Origin of the sequence: Paenibacillus sp. 1-18 (assembly GCF_000520755.1) — a bacterium.
In the GTDB taxonomy this organism is placed as follows: Bacteria; Bacillota; Bacilli; order Paenibacillales; family Paenibacillaceae; genus Paenibacillus; species Paenibacillus brasilensis.
Genome location: NZ_ASSB01000365.1, coordinates 1 through 22,119, shown reverse-complemented (window position 1 = coordinate 22,119; position 22,119 = coordinate 1). Strand labels below are relative to the sequence as shown.

2 protein-coding genes are annotated in these 22,119 nt (G+C 49.8%); both read left to right on the top strand.

All coding sequences use genetic code 11. From position 1 onward, the window contains the following. The coding region (locus L693_RS0124735) for an SDR family NAD(P)-dependent oxidoreductase (protein ID WP_025720842.1) at positions 1-13,743 on the top strand (13,743 nt) is incomplete at its 5' end. Positions 13,744-13,793: 50 nt separating this feature from the next. Further along, a partial coding sequence (locus L693_RS0124730; RefSeq protein ID WP_025720840.1) for an SDR family NAD(P)-dependent oxidoreductase occupies positions 13,794-22,119 on the top strand: 8,326 nt, incomplete at its 3' end.

The following is a 22,119-nucleotide window of genomic DNA, read 5'->3' as shown; positions in this document are numbered from 1 at the left end:
GAGCTGATTCGGACGGCACTGGAGCGAGCGGGGGTACATGCCCGGACGGTCAGCTATATTGAAGCCCATGGGACAGGCACGGAGCTGGGGGATCCGATTGAAGTGACAGGTCTGACGCAGGCATTCAGGAAGGATACGACGGACACGGGATTCTGCGCCATTGGGTCCGTGAAGTCTAACATCGGACATCTGGAGGCGGCGGCGGGCATCGCAGGGATTGGGAAAATTGTCCTGCAGATGAAAAACCGGACGCTGGTACCCAGCCTGCATGCACAGGAATTGAATCCGAACATCCATTTCGGTCAGACGCCGTTCGTGGTGCAGCAGGAGTTGGGAGAATGGAGACGGCCGGTGGTTGAGATTGGTGGAGAGACGCGGGAATACCCGAGGATTGCCGGGATTTCATCGTTTGGAGCGGGAGGATCGAATGCGCATGTCATCATCGAAGAATACATTTCAGAAGAGTACGTTCCAGAAGAGAAGGGGGCGATAAGCGTTACGGTCCAAAAGCCAGCGATCATCGTATTGTCGGCCAAAAATGAAGAACGGCTGAAAAAGCAAGCAGAGCGATTGCTCACCGTCATCGGGGAAGGACAGCTAGGCGAAAGTAGTCTGGCCGATATGGCCTACACGCTCCAAGTGGGACGCGAAGCGATGGAAGAGCGGCTTGCCGTGATTGCAGGGTCCATGCAGGAGCTGGTGGACAAGCTGGAAGGATTCCTGGAAGGCCGGGACGGTATCCCCGAGCTGTACCGGGGCCAGGTCAAACGGAATAAGGAGGCGCTGACGGCGCTGGTAGAAGATGAAGACATGGATAAGATGATCGCTGCCTGGATAGGGAAAAGGAAGTATTCGAAGGTTGTCGATCTCTGGGTCAAGGGACTGGCGATGGACTGGAACCAGCTTTATGGAGATGCCAAGCCGCGGCGAATCAGCCTGCCAGCCTATCCTTTTGCGAGGGAGCGGTACTGGATCACGGATATTATAAGCCCATCTGTAGACAGAGTCTCTTCTGTAGACGGTGTCTCTATGGACGCTCAGGAAAAGGCAGTTTCCGTCCAATCTCATGTGATGCAGCCCGAAATCCCAATACAATCCGGTTTTTTGAATTGTTCTGAAAAGCCAAACGGAATATCCTTACGGAATTTGTCGGACCGTCAGCCGCACCTAAGCAAGTCTGCCAACCAGGAGGGGACAACGATCATGTTAACTTCACTGGAGGAGACATTGCACACATTAAAGGATGAGAAGAAGACGGAAGCGCTGGCGTCTATTTCCCCTGCGATATCGGCGGAAATATTGCAGGAGGAGCTGACAACAAGCCTGGCGCAGGCTTTATATATAGATCGGAGCGAGATTGATTCGGATAAGAACTTTGTTGATTTTGGATTGGATTCCATTATAGGCGTAGAGTGGGTTCGAAGCATTAACAAGCATTACAAGACATCCATCACAGCGACAAAAGTCTACGATTATCCAACCATCCGGGATTTTAGCAAATTTGTAGAGAAGGAATTGGGCGGCAGTTTGAGCAAATCTATTGCGTCCTTCTCGGCCGTGTCTACTCTGGATCATTCTCCCGCAGAGCTTTCACTGCCATCCGTTGCATTGGAGCCGGAGAAATCGGCAGAGGCTTCCATTCAGGTGAATTTGATGCCGATATCAATTGAAAAGCAGGCGCAGGCCAGCATGGCTGAGTGCAGCGCCTCGGCAGAGCTTTTGCAGGAAGAGCTGACGGCCAGTCTGGCAGAAGCTTTGTATATGGAACGGAGCGAGATTGAGGCGGATAAAAACTTTATAGATATCGGCCTGGATTCCATAATAGGCGTAGAATGGGTTCGAAACATGAATAAACGATATGGCACATCCGTAGTAGCGACCAAGGTCTACGACTATCCGACCATTCTCCAATTCGCTGCATTTTTGGCACAAGAAATCAATAAGCAAGAAGGGAGCTTCAATCAACGGCCCTTAAACACCTTAAACCCAGTCCCCGACACGAGTAAGCCTAAGGCAGAAGTCCATTCGTCGGGGCCCGGCACGATGCAATGCTCTCCGAGGCTATCACCTAAAGAGGCTTCCGAGCCATTCCACCTGGTAAAGGCAGCAGAGGATTCATCGCCTATGCCTTCGGAAAATAAAGACGCAATTGCAATTGTCGGGATTTCGGGAAGATATCCTGGTGCGGAAGATGTACAGCAATATTGGAATAATCTCGCTCAAGGCAAAAATTCCATTATTGAAATCCCGAAGGACCGCTGGAATGTAGACGCGTATTATGATCCTCGTCCGGCGCAAGAGGGTAAAATCAATTGCAAATGGCTGGGTGCTTTAGAGGATATGGAATATTTTGATCCGTTATTTTTTAATATTTCTCCTACCGAGGCGGAAGGAATGGACCCCCAGCAGCGCATCTTCATGCAGGAAGCCTATAAGGCAGTTGAGGATGCAGGCTATAGTGGCTCGCAGTTGGGAAATAAAAAATGCGGGGTTTACCTTGGAATTTTAAATAATGAATATAGTATGTTGCGGTACAAGCATCAAGCGCAGTTCACCAATACTACCGGGAACAGCAACGCTATTGCAGCGGCTCGTATCTCTTATTTTCTTAATCTGAAAGGTCCGGCCATATCCGTGGATACGGCGTGCTCCTCATCCCTGGTGGCAACCCATCTGGCTTGCCAGGCTTTATCTAATGGAGAAATTGAAATGGCGTTGGTTGGCGGGGTGTCGTTATATTTGACTCCTGAATCGTATATAGGCATGTCTGCATCTGGAATGTTGTCGCCGGATGGCCGGTGTAAAACGTTTGACAATAGCGCCAACGGCTTTGTTCCGGGGGAAGGAGTAGGGGCGCTGGTTCTGAAGCGGCTGAAGGATGCTGAAGCTGATCGGGATCATATATACGGGGTTATTATCGGGTCCGGAATCAATCAAGATGGAAAAACCAACGGGATTACCGCTCCAAGCACAAACAGCCAAATTGAGCTGGAGCGGGAAATATACAACAAATATCAGATTGAGCCCGATAGCATTAGCTATGTTGAAATGCATGGGACAGGCACCAAGCTGGGCGATCCTATTGAATTGGAAGCTTTATCAACCGCTTTTAAAGAAAGAACCGATGAGAAGAACTACTGTGCCATAGGTTCGGTAAAAAGCAATATCGGGCATACTTCGGCAGCAGCAGGCATAGCCAGCGTGCAAAAAGTGTTGCTGTGCATGAAGCATAGAAAACTGGTACCGACAATGAATTTCAAGAACCCGAATGAGCATTTTGATTTTGATGATTCTCCTTTTTATGTCAATACAGAATTGAACGCCTGGGAACCTTCCCACGGGAACAAAAGGCGTGCCGCTGTGAGCTCTTTCGGATTTAGCGGTACGAACGCCCATCTTGTTATTGAAGAATATTGTCGCGAGATTGGCACAACGGCATCTCCAACAGCCGCTGATATCCATCATCCCGTTCTCTTCGTATTGTCTGCCAAAGGTGAAAAGCAACTAATAACGTACGCCGAAAAAATGAGGAGTTTTATTGCATCCCAGGAAAATCTTAATCTCGCGGATCTGGGGTATACGCTGCAAGTGAGCCGCGAGCCGATGGATTACCGCCTGGCTTTTGTAGCAGATTCAAAAGAGGCTTTGCTAACAGCACTGGAAGGATTCGTTCATCATAATCTGCCTGCTGGCGTCCTAACGGCTCAGGTGAAAAAGAGCAAAGACGGGATCGTGATCTTTGAGGCGGATGAAGATGCCCAATCGTTGCTTGAAACCTGGATCAAGAAGAGAAAACTGAAAAAAATAGCGGAGTTGTGGGTAAAGGGGCTAACAATTGACTGGAACAAGCTGTATGGGGACATCAAGCCTTGCCGGATCAGTCTACCGACCTATCCTTTTGCGAGAGAACGCTGCTGGGCGCCTGAGCTTGACAGCAAGGCAGGCAAAGGCATAACTCCTGTCATGGCTGCTTCGCTCCATCCTTTACTGCATCAAAACACCTCCGATTTCTCGGAACAGCGGTTCAGTTCGACTTTTATAGGCCAGGAGTTTTTCCTGGAGGATCATGTGGTGAATGGGCGCAAGGTTCTGTCCGGGGCTGCTTGCCTTGAAATGGCCCGGGCGGCAGTGGAGCAGGCAACAGGAGCAGGTGAGGGCGGGCCGACCGGAATTTGCCTTAAAAACGTGGTTTGGGCACGGCCTATTGTTGTAGAGGATGGACCGGTACAGCTCCACATCGGGCTTTTCCTGGATGATCATCAGGAGATTTCCTATGAGATTTATGGGAAGAGCGAAGAAGCTGATGCAGGGATTGTGATATATAGCTACGGCAGTGCTGCCCGAACACCAGTCGCGGAGGTTCCTGCCCTGAATATTAAAGACTTGCAGACTGCATGCAGCCGAAGCTTCCATCCCGCAGAATTGTATAGAATTTTTAGAGATATGGGGATAGATTACGGTCCCGGGCATCAGGGAATTGAGATGGTGTATGCAGGAGAGGGCCTAGTCGTGGCAAAGCTATGCTTGCCATCCTCCGTTTCTGACAACCAAAGCAAATTTGTCCTGCATCCAGGTATGATAGATTCGGCCTTGCAGGCATCCATAGGTTTGACGCTGGGTTCTGGTGAGATCAGACCTTCTTTGCCCTATGCCATTCAAGAAGTTGAGATTATAAAAAATTGCAGTTCCATTATGTGGGCGCTGATTCGCTACCAAGCAGACAGTAAAGCTGGAGATAAGGCACAGAAGCTGGATATTGACCTGAGCGACGAAACCGGAGCCATCTGTGTCAGGATAAAAGGATATTCATCAACAATTCTGAATATGGACTCAATTTCCTCGGACGCACAGTCCAATTCCAGTACCTTGATGCTTGAACCCGTGTGGAAAGAGCAAGGAATTGCCATCGAGGCTGAAATGCCTGTATATGATCGCCATGTCGTGATACTCTGCGAGCCGTCCGGGATATCCCGTGAACAAGTTGAAGCTCGGATAGATGGCGTGCAATGCATGATAATGCAACCTGATCGGAACGGAATCGGGGAACAGTTCCAGTGGTGCGCCGTCCAGGTGTTTGAGGAGATTCAAAGGATTTTCAGAGATAAACCCAATGGCAAGGTGCTGATCCAGATCGCCATGAGCGGTCAGGGGGAGCGGCAGCTTTTTTCGGGAATTTCTGGTCTTTTAAAAACGGCCCGGCTTGAGCATCCAAAACTGGTAGGGCAGTTGATAGAGCTGGGGCAGGATGAGGACTGGGGAGCAATCACAGACATTTTAAAAGAAAACAGTCGTAGTCCCGAGGATATCCAGATCCGGTACGGGAAAGACAAACGGTGGGTTTCCTCGTGGAAGGAAATTCAGATCTCTCAGGAAGCAGCGGGTATCCCGTGGAAGGACGGCGGAGTGTACCTGATTACCGGTGGTGTCGGTGGCTTGGGACTCATTTTTGCCAGAGAAATATTGAATAAAGTTCATAAAGCCGTTTTGATTTTAACGGGTCGTTCTATGCTGGATGAGGGCAAGCGGGCTGAGATAAAGAAATTGGAGGCATTAGGGGCACGAATAATATACAGGCAAGTCGATGTGGCTCGGGAGCAAGCGGTGGCCGATTTAATCCAGGAAATTCAGGAGGAATTCGGAAGCATCAATGGCATCATTCACAGTGCAGGAGTCATTCGCGACAACCGTATACTCAAAAAAAATAGTGAGGAAATGCTGGAGGTTCTTGCTCCCAAAGTGTTAGGTGTAGTGAATCTGGATGAAGCAAGTAAGAACCTGCCGCTTGACTTCTTCGTTCTATTTTCGTCTGTAGCCGGAGGATTAGGCAATCAGGGACAGGCAGACTATTCTGCCGCTAATGCGTTTATGGATGCTTATGCCGGGTACCGGAACGCTTTGATCGCATCGAAGCAGCGCCAGGGTCCAACGCTATCCATCAATTGGCCGCTATGGAAAGAGGGCGGGATGCGTATTGATGAGGAAACGGAGAAGCTGGTGAGGCAGCGCACAGGCATGAGCGGCATGTCAACCTCTTCCGGCATTCAGGCCTTGTATCGTGGCATGATCGCGGGCGTTGATCAGGTTTTGGTGATGGAAGGCAATCTCGCAAAAATGAAGAAAATAGCAGGATTAATAACGACTCCAGAGACCAGGCAGCCTGAAAAGGCGGCAGGAGTTTCAGCAGCTTCCCCTGAAAGCAATGCCGTACCGGATTTGCTGGACAAGGTGCAGGCCGCCATGATTCAGGCGGTGTCAAAATTGCTGAAAGTCAAACTTGAAGATATTGATGCACATGTAGAACTGAGTGAGTATGGCTTCGATTCCATCCTGCTCACGCAATTTACCAACACCATCAATCACTTATACCGGCTTGAGCTGACGCCCGACATATTCTTTGAATATACCACGATTCATGACTTCACCAGATATTTGGTGGACGAATATAATACCGTGCTTGGCGAGCAGTTTGCCGTGCATGCCCGGACTGAGCCTGCTGTACAGGCCATGGAGGATGATAGGGAAGAATACAACCGCGGTAGACGGCAGGGTTCCCGATTTGCAAGCAGGAATGTGTTGTCCATGCCGCAACAGACTCAGGCTGTTCCTGAACCTATTGCCATCGTGGGAATGAGCGGGATATTCCCCATGGCCCGGGATGTAGATGAGTTTTGGAAAAATCTTGAGGAAGGTAGGGACTGTATCACTGAAATACCTGAAGATCGCTGGGATTGGAAGGCCTATTACGGTGATCCTGAGCAAGAGGTCAATAAAACCAATATCAAGTGGGGCGGATTTATTGACGGGATTTATGAGTTTGACTCTCTATTCTTTGGAATTTCTCCGCGGGAAGCCGCACTCATGGACCCGCAGCAGCGCCTGTTGATGACCTATATCTGGAAGGCGATTGAAGATGCAGGCATTCAGGCAGGGAGTCTGTCGGGAACCCGCACAGGAATCTTTGTAGGCACCGCGAACAGCGGCTACAGCGGTATGATTTATCAGGGGAACGTGGGTGTTGAGGCGTATTCCTCCAGCGGTATGGCACCGTCGGTAGGGCCTAATCGCATGAGCTATTTCCTCAATATTCATGGTCCGAGCGAACCTGTCGAAACGGCTTGCTCCAGTTCACTGGTGGCCATTCACCGGGCAGTAAGGGCTATAGAGGATGGAAGCTGCGAGATGGCAATTGCGGGCGGTGTCAATGTGATGATCACACCTGAGCTTCATATCAGCTTCAATAAAGCAGGGATGCTGTGTGAGGATGGTCGATGCAAAACCTTTTCTAATAAGGCCAATGGCTACGTGCGTGGTGAAGGGGCCGGTATGCTTTTCCTGAAAAAGCTGAAGGATGCGGAGAAGGCTGGAGATCATATTTATGGGGTAATCCGGGGGACTGCCGTCAATCACGGAGGCCGGGCGAATTCCCTGACAGCGCCCAATCCGAGGGCTCAGGCGGATTTGTTGGTAAATGCATATACAAAGGCCGATATCGACCCAAGGACGGTCTCTTACATTGAAGCCCACGGAACAGGCACGGAGCTGGGTGATCCGATTGAAATCAACGGGCTGAAAGCAGCCTTCAAAGAGCTTTATGAGAATACAGAGGGACCCGGGATCACAGAATCCCATTGCGGATTGGGCTCGGTGAAAACCAACATCGGACATCTGGAACTGGCTTCTGGAATCGCGGGCGTCATAAAGGTACTGCTTCAGTTAAAGCATAAAAAGCTGGTCAAAAGCCTTCATTGCGATGTCATTAATCCCTATATAAAACTGGAAGGCAGTCCGTTCTATATCGTCCAGGAGGCGCGTGAGTGGAAGCCGCAGCGGGATACTCAAGGGGAAAATATTCCCCGGAGAGCGGGTGTCAGCTCCTTTGGATTCGGGGGTGCCAACGCCCATTTGATAATCGAAGAATATATTCCTGGAAAGCTGGAGCAACATTCAGTTACCTTTACTGCCCAAAAACCGGCTATTGTGGTGCTGTCAGCCAAGAGTGAAGCACAACTGCAGAAACAGGCACATCAATTGCTGGCTGCAATCGGGGAGCGTCAGTTCACAGACAGCAGTCTGGGAGATATAGCGTATACCCTTCAGACGGGACGCGAAGCGATGGAGGAACGCTTGGCTTGCATTACAGGCTCTCTCAGAGAGCTTGAAGAGAAATTGAAGGGATTTGTGGAAGGCCGGGAAGGTATCGACGGCTTATACGTGGGGCAGGCCAAACGCCATAGAGAAGAAAATAGAGCCCGGGAAGATGGAGAGGGTGCGGGCAAGACGATGGATGCTCTGGTTAGTGAAGGCAGCTATGGCAAAATCGCAGACCTTTGGGTAAAAGGGGCAGCTTTTGACTGGGACTTGTTGTACGGAGAGGCTAAACCGAACCGTATCAGTCTGCCAACCTACCCCTTTGCCAGAGAACGATATTGTATGACCGGTATCCATAACCGGACAGGAGCAAACAATGCGCTACTGAAACGGGAGGCGGCAGTCGCCATTCACCCCTTGCTCCAGCGAAATACGTCCGATATTGATGGACTGCAGTTCAGCTCCACTTTTACGGGGGAAGAATTTTTCCTGTCTGACCATGTGATAAGGGGACAGAAGCTCTTGCCCGGAGTGGCCTACCTTGAAATGGCGCGGGCTGCAGTGGAACAGGTCGCAGGAACTCAGGAAGACCATTGGACATGTGTGCGATTAAAAGATGTGGATTGGATCCGGCCTGTTGTGGTTGGAGAGCAGTCGGTTGATGTAAATATCGGGCTCTTTCCGCAAGATGACGGGAATATCGCCTATGAAATCTACAGCGAGTCTGGTGGGACGGGCGCGGAACTGATGGTGCATAGTGAAGGCAGCGCAGCGATTGTTCCGGTAGCCGAGGTTCCTGTCATAGATATTAAAGCCTTGCGGGAACAGTGCAGCCTGGGCTCCCTTTCATCCCGTCAGTGCTATGAGGCGTTTGCAGAAATGCAGATGTCCTATGGACCGGGACACCGAGGAATTGAGAAGGTATATATCGGGGCGGGTCAAGTGCTTGCAAAGTTATCCTTGCCTTCCTCTGTTTACCATACTATGGAACGGTTTGTGATGCATCCCAGTTTGATGGATTCCGCTCTTCAGGCGTCCATAGGCTTGATGATGGGCGCAGGTGCCGTCAGCCTGTCTGGCGGTATAGGTTCCATTAAGCCGGCTTTACCGTTTGCATTGGAAGAGCTTGAGGTGTTTAACAGCTGCACATCAGAAATGTGGGCTTGGCTCCGTTATAGTGAAGACAGCAGGCAAGATGGCCCGCTGCAAAAGCTTGATATTGATTTATGTGACGGTCAGGGGAATGTTTGTGTGAGGATAAAAGGCTTCTCATCACGAGTCTCTGAGGGAGGAACAGGGGAATCAGATAAATCGACTGTCCCTGAGACTTTGATGCTTGAGCCTGTATGGGAAGAACAAGCAATTGCCCTGGAAGGAACAGTGCCTGACTATCAACAGCATCTGGTCATTTTATGCGAACCGGGATATATTTCCGGGGAAATTATTGAATCGCAGATGAACGGGGTGCGTTGTCTCATCCTGCAATCCGAAGAGAAAAGCATTGATGCACGGTTTAGAACTTATGCGACACAGATGTTTGAGGAAATTCAACATAGGCTTAAAACGCACTCCAAAGAAAGAACATTGATTCAGCTTGTCGTTCCGGTACAGGATCATCAGAAGGTATTCGCGGGACTGTACGGACTCTTAAAAACCGCGTGGCTGGAAAATCCCGTATTGGCTGGTCAGTTGATAGAAATGGATGTGGAGCAGGATGCAGCAGGTATTATAAACATCCTGCAAGAAAACAGTCGCAGCTCTATAGATACACATATCCGCTATCAGTCGGGTAGACGGTATGTTGCTTCATGGACGGAAATTAAAGCCTCCGGGGAAGCGATTAGCATGCCGTGGAAGGACAGGGGGGTATATTTGATTACCGGCGGAACCGGGAGTCTCGGTTTGATTTTGGCCGAAGAAATGGCGCGACAGGTCAAGGATGCCGTTTTAATTCTCGTCGGACGCTCCCCGCTCCGCGGTGACACCAAAGCAAGGATTGAGGAGATAGAGGCTTTAGGTGCTAGGGTAGTATTCCGGCAAGCTGATGTCGCCGATAAAAGGGCAGTTGAAGATTTGATTCGGGATATTCAGGAAGAGTTTGGGAAGCTGGATGGAATTGTTCACAGCGCTGGAGTGGCTATCGATAATTTCATGATTAAAAAAACAAGGGAGGAATTGCAAAACGTTTTGGCGCCAAAGGTTTCGGGATTGGTGAATCTGGACCACGTCTGCAAGGATTTTCCGCTGGACTTCTTCATCCTTTTTTCATCGGTTGCAGGGAGCCTGGGGAATATAGGGCAGGCAGACTATGCTGCTGCCAATGCCTTTATGGATGCCTATGCCGGGTACCGCAGTACGATGGTAGAGCGAAAGCAGCGCCAGGGGCGGACGATTTCAGTCAATTGGCCGCTATGGAAGGAAGGCGGAATGCGTATTGACGGGGAAACAGAAAAAATCATGGAGGGGATGGGGATGTTGGCTATGGAGACCGGCACAGGAATCCGGGCTTTGTATCAGAGCCTGGCTTCCGAAAAGGATCAAGTGATGGTGTTGGAAGGGCATGCCAGTCAGCTTAAAGAAGTGCTTCTGCAGCAGCCGTCCCTAAATCAGGCTGCACATGCCTCATCTATGATCGTGGAAAACGGAATGGGCTCGGTCATCGAACAAGACCTGCTTGCCGAAAAAGCAGCAAATTATTTAAAGCAACTGCTCGCTGCATCCATCAAACTGCCGGCAAGGCAGATTGAAACCGATGCCCCCATGGAGAAGTATGGAATTGATTCCATTATGATTAAGCAGCTAACCCGTGAGTTGGAGAAAACGTTCGGAACACTGCCCAAAACATTATTTTTTGAATACCAGAATATCCGGGAATTGACCCAATACTTTCTTGAAGTTCACCAGAAGCAGCTGATTAAATTGCTTGGAATAGAGACAGAGGTCGACGCTGTGGAAGAATTCAAGCCTTCTACGGTGGAAAATGGCCCAGGAAGGCCGTTTTCCGGCAGCCGGAGGCCATCACGTGTCATGCCGATTCAGACAAAATTTCAACCACAACCTGAAAGGGCAAGCGAATCGAGGGATATTGCCATTATCGGCTTGTCGGGTATGTATCCCGATGCAGAAAACATTCGGGAATTCTGGAGCAATCTGCGCGATGGGAAGGACTGCATTACGGAAATCCCCAAAGAACGCTGGGATCACAGCATGCACGTTGACGATGACAGGAATCCGTCGGGAAAAACGTACAGCAAGTGGGGAGGTTTTATCAAAGGTGTAGATCAGTTTGATCCGCTGTTTTTCAATATCTCTCCCAGAGAAGCAGAAATCATTGATCCTCAGGAGCGTCTGTTCCTGAAATGCGTTTATGAAACGATCGAGGATGCAGGCTATACACGGGAAGCGCTTGGACTGGAACGGGGCCTTGGGCTGGATAGGAACGTGGGCGTTTTTGTCGGGGTCATGTATGAGGAATATCAGCTGTATGGAGCCCAGGAACAAGCCAGGGGCAGAATGATTGCTGTTCCTGGCAATTCGGCCTCCATTGCCAACCGGGTATCTTATTTCTGTAACTTCCACGGGCCGAGCATGGCTGTGGATACGATGTGCTCCTCCTCATTGACGACCATTCATCTGGCCTGTCAAAGCTTGCAGCAAGGCGAATGCGAGCTTGCCATTGCCGGCGGCGTGAACGTCTCCATTCATCCGAACAAATACCTGATGCTTGAGCAGGGAAGATTTGTATCGAGCAAGGGGCGGTGCGAAAGCTTCGGACAAGGCGGAGACGGGTATGTGCCGGGAGAAGGCGTAGGGGCTGTGCTGCTCAAACCGCTGGCTAAAGCCGTTGCAGACGGCGACCATATATATGGGGTCATCAAGGGAACCGCAGTGAATCATGGAGGGAAGACAAACGGGTTCTCGGTTCCGAATCCCAATGCACAGGCCAGTGTCATTGGAAGGGCCTTTAAGAAAGCAGGAATTAACCCCAGAACCATCAGTTACATTGAAGCGCACGGCACCGGGACTTCTTTAGGTGATCCTATTGAAATCGCCGGATTGCAAAAAGTGTTCCGGGAATATACGGAGGACAGGCAGTTTTGCGCAATCGGATCGGCAAAATCAAATATTGGGCATTGTGAGAGTGCGGCAGGGATTGCCGGAGTTACAAAGGTGCTCCTTCAGCTCAAATACGGGCAAATCGTTCCTTCGCTGCATTCACAAACACTAAACCCGAATATCGATTTTAGCGATAGCCCTTTTAAGGTTCAGCAGGAATTGGGAGAGTGGAAAAGACCTGTCGTCACCATGAACGGGAAGACGGTTGAATACCCGAGAATAGCAGGTATTTCCTCCTTTGGCGCCGGAGGCTCCAACGCACATGTGCTCATTGAGGAATATATCCCAGAGGAGCAGGAGACGAGACAAGCAGCCATCACATTGCAAAATCCGGCAATGGTCGTGCTGTCGGCCAGAAATAAAGAGCGACTGTACGAGCAGGTGCAAAGACTGCTTGCTGAACTCATAGAGCCGGAATACTCGCAAACCAGCCTGGCGGATATAGCATTTACCCTGCAGGTGGGACGGGAAGCCATGGAAGAACGGTTAGCAGTAATCGTTAGGTCTACCAGTGAGCTTGCAGGAAAACTGGAGGGCTTTTTAGCGGGGAATGAGGATATCGACGGGCTATATTCGGGCCAGGCAAAGAAGAATAAAGACATCCTGGCTGTTCTTGAAGCAGATGAAGACATGGCAAAAATGGTGGATAGCTGGATAAGCAAGGGTAAGTATACTAAGCTGGCGGAGCTTTGGGTTAAGGGCCTGCCCTTCGATTGGAACAGGCTTTATGAGAATGCCAGACCTCGCCGAATTAGTTTGCCGACCTATCCATTTGCCAAGGAGAGCTATTGGATCTCCACGTTCGGGAGCGAATCCCGGGACGTTGAGGCGGAGCCCCCTGTGGTCGCTGGATCGGTACAGGAGCCTGTTTCCAACCCTCCTGCAATGAATGTTAGCAACGATAACTTGCAGCGACAGACTTTTGCGGAAATACCTGAAAAACCGCAGGGCATTTTGCTGAGCCCCGTTTCTGACGTCCAGATGGTAGCAGGTAAACCGGAAAAGCCAGCCGAACTATTGGAATCCAAGCTGCCGGACCCCAAGCTACCCGAATCCAGGCTACCCGAACCCATGTCTGCTCCGCCGCAACCTGAGGCCAAGCTTTCTTCGCCGCAGCCCGCAGCCAGAACTGAAGTCAAGCGGTTGGCATATGCGCCGCCAGCTGTACGGATAGAAACATTGGAGAAGGAACTGGTAGAAAGTCTTGCGAAATCCTTGAGTATGAATGAAAAGGATATTGGCCGGGACGATAAATTTATTGATATGGGACTGGATTCAATTATAGGCGTAGAGTGGGTACAGGCTGTGAATAAACGGTTTGGAACAGCTATTTCAGCAACCAGAGTGTACGACTATCCTAACATTAAAGAATTTTCCAAATTCCTGGCGAAGGAATTGAGCAAGTCGGCGGGAGATACCAATCAAGCACCTGTAGAGCCGAATTCCAACCAGCCCATGCAAGCATTGATACAGAAGGTGTTGCAGGGAGAGTTGGATTTTGAACAGGCTGACCGATTATTCAACCAATTACACTCATAGATAGCCAACATGGTATTTGTCCTATTTCATACAGCTAGGAGGGCATTTTTATGGATTCAAAAGATATTTTTCGTGCGGTGCAGACAGGGGAAATAAATTCTGAAGATGCCGAAAAACAATTGCTTCAATTTATCGGCGGGTCCCCGGATGAATCTATGGAAGCTAGTTCGCAGGAATCATCAGAAGGACCAGCACTTTCGCTGCAGCCATTGGACAACTTTCACGGGCCGGAAGATGGACAGAGGACAAGCGGCTGCAAAATGAAGGTACAGTCTGTAGTTGAATTGCAGGAATTTGAGCATGGGATTGTCCTATTGACCATGAAGGACACGGCGCACAAAAATACATTTTCCGATGAACTGATTATTGGCCTGAACCAGGCGTTCGAGACGGTGCAGGCTAACGAGAATTATAAAGTTGTGATTCTGACGGGATATGGCACCTACTTTGCCACAGGAGGCACACAAGAAGGACTGCTCGCTATCCATGAGGGAAAGGCGAAATATAGCGATACCAATGTTTACAAGATAGCGCTGGATTGCAAGCTGCCCGTGATTGCTGCCATGCAGGGACATGGGATTGGCGCAGGCTGGTGTATGGGGATGTTTTGTGATTTTATCGTGATGAGCCGGGAAAGCATTTATACGACTAACTTTATGAAATACGGCTTTACGCCCGGGGCGGGATCAACACTAATTTTTCCTGAGAAATTCGGAGTCAGCATGGCGCAGGAAATTTTATTTACAGGTACTAGATATAGCGGTTCGGAACTGGAAACCAAAGGGGTTCCTTTTCCAGTCCTGCCGAGAAATGAAGTGGTGTCGTACGCCATGCAGCTGGCAAGAAAACTGTCCGAGTCTCCTAGGGAGTCCTTAATTGAGCTGAAAAACCATATGTCCCAATCGATAAGAGAAAAGCTGGCAGCTACGATTGAGAAAGAAATAAAAATGCAGGACAAAACGTTTGTGAATCAACAAGAGGTTAAGGAACGGATTCAATTCGCCTATGGACAGCTGCCGAATAGCAATGATGCGCACAAACCGGCCAAGCATGCTGATGCTATAAAAGCCATGCCTGATATACCGCACGGCCAGGAGCATAAGGAGTCTATCGCGATTATTGGCATGGCAGGACAATTTCCCAAATCCAAGACTTTAGAAGAATTTTGGGACAATCTGGCTCAGGGTAGGGATTGTATATCGGAAATTCCTTCAACGCGATGGTCAATCGAGGAATATTACGATACCGATCCCAAGGCTCAGGGAAAAACCTATAGCAAATGGATGGGTGCTTTAGAGGATGTAGACAAATTTGACCCGTTATTCTTTAATATATCTCCTGTGGAAGCAGAGATGATGGACCCTCAACAGCGCCTGTTTCTTGAAAGCAGTTGGAAATGCATTGAAGATGCTGGATTGAATCCAGTCTCACTGTCAGAGAGCCGCTGCGGTGTTTTTGTAGGTTGTGCAGCCAGTGATTATGGGAGGTCCATGAGCGGGCAGGGATTAAATGCGCAGGCCCTCATGGGAGGGGCGACTTCGATTTTATCGGCCCGAATTTCGTACCTGCTGAATTTGAAAGGTCCTTGTCTGGCTATTGATACCGCCTGCTCCTCCTCTCTGGTGGCTATTGCCGAAGCTTGCAACAGTCTCGTATTAGAGACAAGTGACCTGGCTTTGGCAGGCGGAGTCATGGTTATGGCAGGGCCGGGTATGCACGTTATGACCAGCAAGGCGGGAATGCTGTCCAAGGATGGCCGATGCTTTACTTTTGATGCCCGTGCAAACGGGTTTGTCCCCGGAGAAGGGGTTGGGGTTATTTTATTAAAACGGCTCTCTGATGCAATCAGGGACAAGGACTCCATATATGGAGTTATTCGGGGATGGGGAGTAAACCAGGATGGAAAAACCAACGGCATAACCGCTCCAAGTGTAAATTCACAAATCTCGCTGGAAAAAGACGTATACCGACGGTTTAACATTCATCCCGAAACCATCTCCATGGTCGAGGCCCACGGGACAGGAACAAAGCTGGGTGATCCGATCGAAGTGGAGGGACTTACGGAATCATTCCGATCCTATACAAGCAAAAAGGGCTATTGCGCGCTGGGATCACTGAAAAGCAATATGGGACATATGATGACTGCGGCCGGGGTGGCCAGTGTGATGAAAGTACTGCTGGCCATGAAGCACCGCCAATTGCCGCCTACCATCCATTTCGAATCCTTAAATGAGCATATTTCTTTGGAGGATAGCCCATTTTACATTAACACCGGGCTGCAGAGCTGGGAGCACGGACCGGGAGTACCCCGGCGCGCAAGCGTAAGTTCTTTCGGGTTCAGCGGCACTAACGCTCATATGGTGATTGAAGAATATGTTCCTGCAGTCTTTGAGGCAAACACGGCTCCGGTGGATCAAGACAACCCGGTTCTATTTGTGTTGTCCGCTAAGAGCGAACAATCCTTGAAAACCTATGCAGCAGATATGATGGATTTTGTTAAATTGCACGAAAGCGTTAATCTGACCGACCTGACCTATACCCTGCAAGCGGGAAGAGAGGCCATGGACTGGCGTCTCGCGTTTTTGACGGATTCAAGGGGGAATTTGATAGACAAACTGAATCGTTTTGTGAATGAGAACTCATCGCAAGAGCTGCTGACCGGCCATGTGAACAATGCAGGAGACGGAATAGAACTCTTTGATTCGGACGAAGACACAGAGACCCTGGTTCAAACCTGGTTCCAGAAGAGAAGACTTGATAAAGTGGCCAAATTGTGGGCCAATGGCGCAAGCATTGAATGGGATACACTTTATGGAGATATCAAGCCCAGACGAATCAGTCTGCCAACCTATCCCTTCGAGAGGGAACGCTATTGGTTGCCCGAGACAGACACTGGTCAGGATAGTGTAAATCCGGCTATAACCGTCCAAATTCATCCTTTGTTGCATCAGAATATTTCCGACCTCTCCGGACAACGCTATGGCTCCACCTTTACAGGCCGGGAATTTTTCCTGTCAGACCACAGAATCAAGGGTCAACAAACATTACCCGGGGTGGCCTACCTCGAAATGGTGCGAGCAGCTGTAGAAGAGGCAGCGGGGGCCGTAGTGGAAGGTGAGACCCATATTCGGCTGAAAAATATCGTATGGGCCCGGCCTGTGGTTGTAGCAGACGGACCGGTCAGGGTACACATCAGTCTATATCCCCAGGACAATGGAGAGATTGCGTTTGAAATATGCAGCGGGGTGGAAGGAGCCGACGCTGAAGGCATTATACACAGTCAGGGGATGGCCGTGTTGGAGAGGGCTGGCGAACCAGAGCATCTGGACCTGAATGTCTTACAGGCAGAATGTACCCGCAAACCATTTTCTTCAAGCCAATGCTATGAAGCTTTCAGAGCCATGGGGATAGACTATGGACCGGCACATCGCGGCATTGAGGCAATCTTCCGAGGAATGGATTACGTGCTGGCCAAGCTGTCTCTGCCATCTTATGTACTTCATACCCAAAATGAATTTGTACTGCATCCGGCTTTGATGGATTCCGCTTTGCAGGCCACCATCGGCTTGGTCATGGGTTCGGAAGAAAATTTGCTTGCAGGCAAGCCAGCCTTACCCTTTGCCTTGGAGGAACTGAAGATATTCGAAAAATGCACTCCTGTGATGTGGGCCCGGATCTCACGCCATAGTGAAGAGACGTCGAATGGATTGAGCGTGGTGCATATTGATTTGTGCGATGAGACCGGAAAAATTTGCGTGCAGTTCAAAGGACTTTCTTCCAGAGAGTTGGAAGGTGGATTGGAGCAAGCAGGCAGCGCTGAGCATATGGGTACACTGATGCTGGAGCCCGTCTGGAAGAAGCAGGCTACCACCGCAGGGGTGAACGCTTCCGACGATATCCAGCATGTTGTGATCCTGTGTGAAGTTGAAGGTATTGCCAGAGAGGATATGGAAGCCCACATGGACGGTGCCCGCTGCCTTGTTTTACAGTCCTCTAGCATGGATTTGGATGCGCGGTTTGAAGATTATACCATTCAGATATTTGAAGAATTGCAAAACATCCTGCTAGACATGTCCAAAAAGAAAGTTTTGATACAGATTGCAACCCCTGCCCGGGATGACCAACAGGTTTATTCCGGGCTCTTTGCAATGCTGAAAACCGCTCAAAAAGAAAATCCGAATGTCATGGGTCAACTACTTGAGCTTGATGCGCTTGATGTAGAGAATAGCCCCGATGGAATCATTGAGAAACTGCAGGAGAATTGGGGAGGTCGGTATGACGAACGGATACGATACCATGGGGACGAGCGACAGGCTTTAATCTGGCAAGAAATTGAAACCTCGCGTGAAGATGCGGCCCAGCCGTGGAAAGATGGGGGGATTTATCTCATTACGGGCGGCTTGGGCGGCCTGGGACTGATTTTTGCCAAGGACATTCTATGCAATGTGAAAAACTCCACCATCGTACTGGTTGGACGGTCGCTACTCTCGGCGGACCAACAGACCCTGTTAAGCGAACTGAGAGCACTGGGCGGTCATGTAGAGTACAGACAGGCGGATGTGGGTCAAAAGGAAGCGGTCACCGGGCTAATTCACGGCATCGTCGAGCAATTTGGCAGTCTTAACGGTATTTTGCACACAGCAGGAGTAATACGGGACAACTTCATCATCAAAAAGACCAAAGAAGAGGTTAGAGAAGTGCTGGCTCCGAAGGTCTCAGGGCTGATCCATCTGGATCAGGCCAGCAGAGACCTGCCTCTGGATTTCTTTATCTTATTTTCTTCGGGCGCTGGAAGCCTTGGCAATGTAGGGCAGGTTGACTACTCTGCTGCCAATGGCTTTATGGATGCGTATGCCTCCTATCGAAATGCATTGGTGACAGCAAAGCAGCGCCAGGGACAAACGCTGTCGATAAACTGGCCTCTGTGGAAGGATGGAGGCATGCATGTCGACCCGGAAACGGAGAGGGCAATGCAAGACCTGGGCATGATTGCTATGCAAACAGAGAATGGAATAAAAGCTTTGTATCAGAGCCTATCTTCTGGCAGAAGTCAGGTTATGGTTATCGAAGGGTACCCGGAAAGGATTAAAGAGGCAATTCTGGGACCGACCTCGGAAACTAAAGCCTCAGGCCGATCCGGAATGGAAAGCGGAAAAGCCACGGCTATTGGCGAAGAATGGCTAAGGGAAAAAACTCAAGATTATTTGAAAACACTACTTTCAACCGTGATCAAGCTGCCAACTGAAAGTATAGATGCAAACGCACCTATGGACAGGTATGGTATTGACTCCATACTGGTTATGCAGCTTACCAATGAATTGGAAAAGACTTTCGGCTCACTGCCGAAAACATTATTTTTTGAATACCAGAATCTCCGGTCATTGACGGGGTATTTTCTTGAGTCGTGTCGCGGTCGGCTGATTGATGTTTTAGAGGCGAAGGAGAAGCATACGACTCCTGATGCAGGGCCAAAAGTATCTATAAAAGCAGTAGAGCCTTTGGTCTCAATATCGGCTAATCGCAGGCGTTCATGGCTTCTCCCGACAGGTACGCAGCCACAGCCACATCTGGAGAAGAAGGCATTGGACGTTGCAGTTATCGGAGTGTCAGGAAGATATCCGGGAGCATTAGGTATCCGCGAATTCTGGAAAAACCTAAGGAATGGAAAGGACTGCATTACAGAGATTCCCAAGGAGCGCTGGGATCACAGTCTGTACTTTAATGAAAACAGAGGCAAGCCCGGGAAGACCTATAGTAAGTGGGGAGGATTCATCGATGGGGTGGACTGGTTCGACCCGTTGTTTTTCAATATTTCGCCAAGGGAAGCGGAAACGATGGACCCACAGGAGCGCTTATTCCTGGAATGCGTTTATGAAACCATAGAGGATGCGGGGTATACGAGAGAAACCCTTTGTGCAGATCGAGAGCTTGGCGGCATGGAGGGAAATGTCGGGGTTTACGTCGGGGTGATGTACCATGAATATCAACTCTATGGAGCCCAGGAACAAGCCAAAGGAAGGATGATTGGCCTTTTCGGGAATGCCTCGGCGGTTGCCAATCGGGTATCGTATTTTTGTAATTTTCAAGGGCCAAGTATCGCAGTAGATACCATGTGCTCCTCGTCACTGACTTCAATCCATCTGGCCTGTCACGGATTGCAGCATGGAGAATGCGAGCTGGCGGTAGCAGGGGGGGTCAACGTTTCTGTCCATCCTAACAAGTACCTATTGTTGGGGCAGGGAAGTTTTGCATCGAGCAATGGGAAATGTGAAAGCTTTGGACAGGGAGACGGATATGTACCGGGAGAAGGTGTCGGAGCATTGCTGCTCAAGCCGCTAGCCAAAGCCATAGCAGACGGAGACCGCATATATGGGGTTATCAAAGGAACTGCGGTGAACCACGGGGGGAAAACCAACGGATATACAGTACCCAACCCCAATGCACAGGCTGGTGTGATTGGGCAGGCAATTAAGGAGGCAAGAATCAACCCCAGAACCATTAGCTATATAGAAGCCCATGGTACAGGAACTCCCCTGGGAGACCCGATTGAAATTGCAGGCCTACAAAAAGCCTTCCGGGAATATACCAACGATAAGCAGTTCTGTTCAATCGGTTCAGCGAAGTCAAATATCGGGCATTGTGAGAGCGCCGCCGGTATCGCCGCAGTGACAAAGGTGCTTTTGCAATTGAAATATAAGCAATTAGTGCCTTCACTGCATGCAAGCACGTTAAATCCCAATATAGACTTCAGCGACAGCCCCTTTAAAGTTCAGCAGGGATTAGAAGAATGGAAAAGACCTGTAGTTGCCATCAACGGTGAAACCAGAGAATACCCAAGGCTGGCAGGAGTATCGGCCTTTGGGGCAGGGGGCTCTAACGCTCATGTGGTCATCGAAGAGTATATTCCAGGAGAGACTAGTCCGTTGCAAGCTGCTCCTGAATCCCTGAATCCTGACATACCTGTCATGGTCGTGTTATCGGCCAAGAACAAGGAAAGACTGGAGGAGCAGGCGCAAAGACTACTGTCTGCAATCAGAGAGCTGGACGACCCGCATACAAGTCTCGCAGATATCGCCTACACGCTGCAAGTCGGGCGGGAAGCGATGGACGAACGTCTGGCGATCATTGCCAAATCCATCACAGAGCTTGATTGGAAATTGGAAGGCTTCCTGCAAAAGAAGGAAGGCGTAGAAGAACTGTATAGAGGACAGGTAAAGCGTAATAAAGCGGGGTTAGTCACTCAGGAAGCCGATGAGGATATGGCTAGAATGCTTGATGTATGGGTGGACAAAGGAAAATATGGAAAAATCGCTGAACTATGGGTTGCGGGTCTGATTTTAGACTGGAACAGGTTTTACGAGGATGTAAAGCCTCGCAGGATGAGTCTGCCAACCTATCCTTTTGCCAGGGAAAGCTATTGGGTGCCTGTACATGAGACCAAGAGCACCGGAATAACAGAAGCCGCTCCGTCCCAATCTTCCTTTTTAACACCTTTACTCCATCAGAACACTTCAGACTTTCTGGAGCAGCGGTTCAGTTCAACGTTTACAGGCGAGGAGTTTTTCCTCAGGGATCATACGGTGAAAGGCCAAAGGGTTCTGCCTGGAGTAGCCTATCTTGAGATGGTACGGGCGGCTGTGGAACGTTCTACAGGAGATGCGGACAACAGTACAACAGGAATCCGGTTGAAAAATGTAAACTGGATTCGGCCCATTGTTGTGGACAACCAGTCAGTCTCTGTACACACCAGACTCTTCCTGGAGGACACCGGAAAAATCAGCTTTGAAGTGTATAGCGGGCAAGGAGGAAGCGAGAGTGGGCATACCGTGCATAGCCAGGGCGATGTGCTGCAGGTTTGCGTAGGGCAAAAACCGACGCTGAACCTTGAGGAGCTACAGAAAGGCTTTGGCCAAAGCGAGCTTAACGGATCGCACTGCTACGAAATTTTTAAGGAAACTGGAATAGACTATGGCCCGGCATACCGGTGTGTGGAGAAGGTGTATACACATTCGGGCAGGGTGCTTGCGAAGCTGGCGTTACCCTCCTCCATTTCCGATACGGCGGCAAGCTTTGTCCTTCACCCCAGCTTAATGGATTCGGCCTTGCATGCATCCATCGGGTTGATCATGGGCCAAGAGAACGGGGGGCTGCCGGGCAGCACAGTACCGGATACGCCTCTTATGCCATTTGCTCTTCAAGAGATCGAGATTTATGGGACATGCACTCCGGCCATGTGGTCGTTGATTCAATACAGCGAGGGCAGTAAGAAGGAGGACAAGGTACAGAAGCTCAATATTGACTTGTGTGATGAGAAAGGAATCGTTTGTGTCAGAATTACAGGACTATCCACCCGAGCGCTGGACGGAGACCTCGGCG